The sequence below is a fragment of the Borrelia crocidurae genome (genome assembly GCF_000825665.2).
Taxonomy (GTDB): Bacteria; Spirochaetota; Spirochaetia; order Borreliales; family Borreliaceae; genus Borrelia; species Borrelia duttonii.
The window spans coordinates 344,683-346,585 of the sequence record NZ_LN609267.1; the positions used below are offsets into that span (position 1 = coordinate 344,683).

Sequence of the window (1,903 nt, forward strand, 5' to 3'; positions counted from 1 at the left end):
ACATACAATATTTCAAATTTCATGAATAAATATTTTCAAAATATTCATTTAACGATTTTATTTTATAATTTTCATAAAATCTATTTCAATTAAATACATTTTATGCTTTGGTAAATAATTTAAAACAAAACTAAGTAATTTAATAAAAAATTGTCAAAAAATCATCAAACACTTTTAATCATTTTAGCTAAAATAGAATNNNAGTTAATATAAGATAATTAAGTGAAATAAGGAGATAAAAATGCAAATAAAAAAAATAAGATTCATTATATTTTTTTTAATAACTATCCTATCCTGTAGTAAGGAAAGCAACAAAGAAAATGTATCATTTAAAATCGCTATAGGAGGAGAACCTAAATCAATAGATCCTCAATTAGCTGAAGACAAAATGGGTGCTACTATAATTTCACAAATGTTCAATGGCATCGTAATTGGTGACCCAAAAACTGGCGGATACAAACCAGGGCTAGCTGAATCTTGGGATATATCTCAAGATGGCACTGTATATACATTTAATTTAAGAAAAAATCTTGTTTGGAGTGATGGAGTCCCTATTACTGCTGAGGGTATTCGAAAATCTTACCTTAGAATATTAAATAAAGAAACAGCATCAAATTATGTTGCACTTGTTAAATCAACAATTAAAAATGGAGAAGATTATTTTGAAGGCAAAATATCAGAATCTGAATTTGGCATTAAAGCTATAGACGACCTAACACTAGAAATATCTATTACCTCTCCAAAATCTTATTTTCTAGATATGTTAGTACACCAATCTTTTATACCAGTACCAGTGCATGTTATCGAAAAATATGGAAATAAATGGACAGATCCTGAAAATATGGTAGTAAGTGGCGCATATAAACTAACTGAGAGAATACCAAATGAAAAAATATCACTTACCAAAAATGACTACTACTTTAATGCTAAAAATATTGAAGTACAAGAACTGATATTTTACACAATAAATGACGCATCAACTGCCTACAGAATGTATGAAAATAATGAAATCGATGCTGTCTTTGCAATAATTCCATCTGACCTAATAAAAGAAATAGAATTAAAAAATGATTATTACTCATCACCTATTAACGGTCTTTATTACTATTCATTCAACACACACATCAAACCTCTTGACAATGTAAAAATCAGAGAAGCTTTAACTCTTGCTATTGACAGACAAACATTGACATCAAAAGTTATAAAAAATGGGGCTATTCCAACAAGAAATGTAAGTCCAAAATTCAACAATTATTCCTATAAAAAATCATTAGAACTATTCAACCCACAAAAAGCAAAACAATTAATGAGTGAAGCTGGTTATCCTGATGGAAAAGGTTTTCCTACATTAAAAATCAAATATAATACAAATGAAAATCACAAAAAAATTGCTGAATTTATTCAAAATCAATGGTTGAAAATTTTAAAGATCAATATTGAACTTACAAATGAAGAATGGGCATCATTTCTAGACAACAAACAAAAAGGTAATTATGAAATAGCAAGATCTGGTTGGATAGGTGATTATGCAGATCCATCAACATTTTTAACTTTATTTCAAAAGGGACTTTCAAATTTTTCATCATATAATTATTTTAATGAAGAATATGAAAATTTAATGAAACAATCTAATTTAGAACAAGATCCGATTAAAAGACAAGATATATTAAGAGAAGCCGAATCAATAATTATAGAGAAAGATTTTCCGATAGCTCCAATATACATATATGCAGGAAATTATTTATTTAAAAACGATAAATGGACTGGATGGGAACCTAACATTGCAGAAAGATTTGACTTTTCGCAACTTAAACTCATAAAATAGAAAAAACAGACATCTAAATGAAACATTTTTGTTAGATGTCTGTAAATTAAAAATTTTAAAAAATCAAAATTATAATTA

1 protein-coding gene is annotated in these 1,903 nt (G+C 26.9%); it reads left to right on the forward strand.

The window, feature by feature from the left end; all coding sequences use genetic code 11:
• The first annotated feature begins 241 nt into the window (after positions 1 to 241).
• Positions 242 to 1,825 (forward strand): peptide ABC transporter substrate-binding protein, encoded by a 1,584-nt coding sequence (locus BN1173_RS01685; RefSeq protein WP_040236204.1) that lies wholly within the window; start codon positions 242 to 244, stop codon positions 1,823 to 1,825.
• The last annotated feature ends 78 nt before the right edge of the window (positions 1,826 to 1,903 follow it).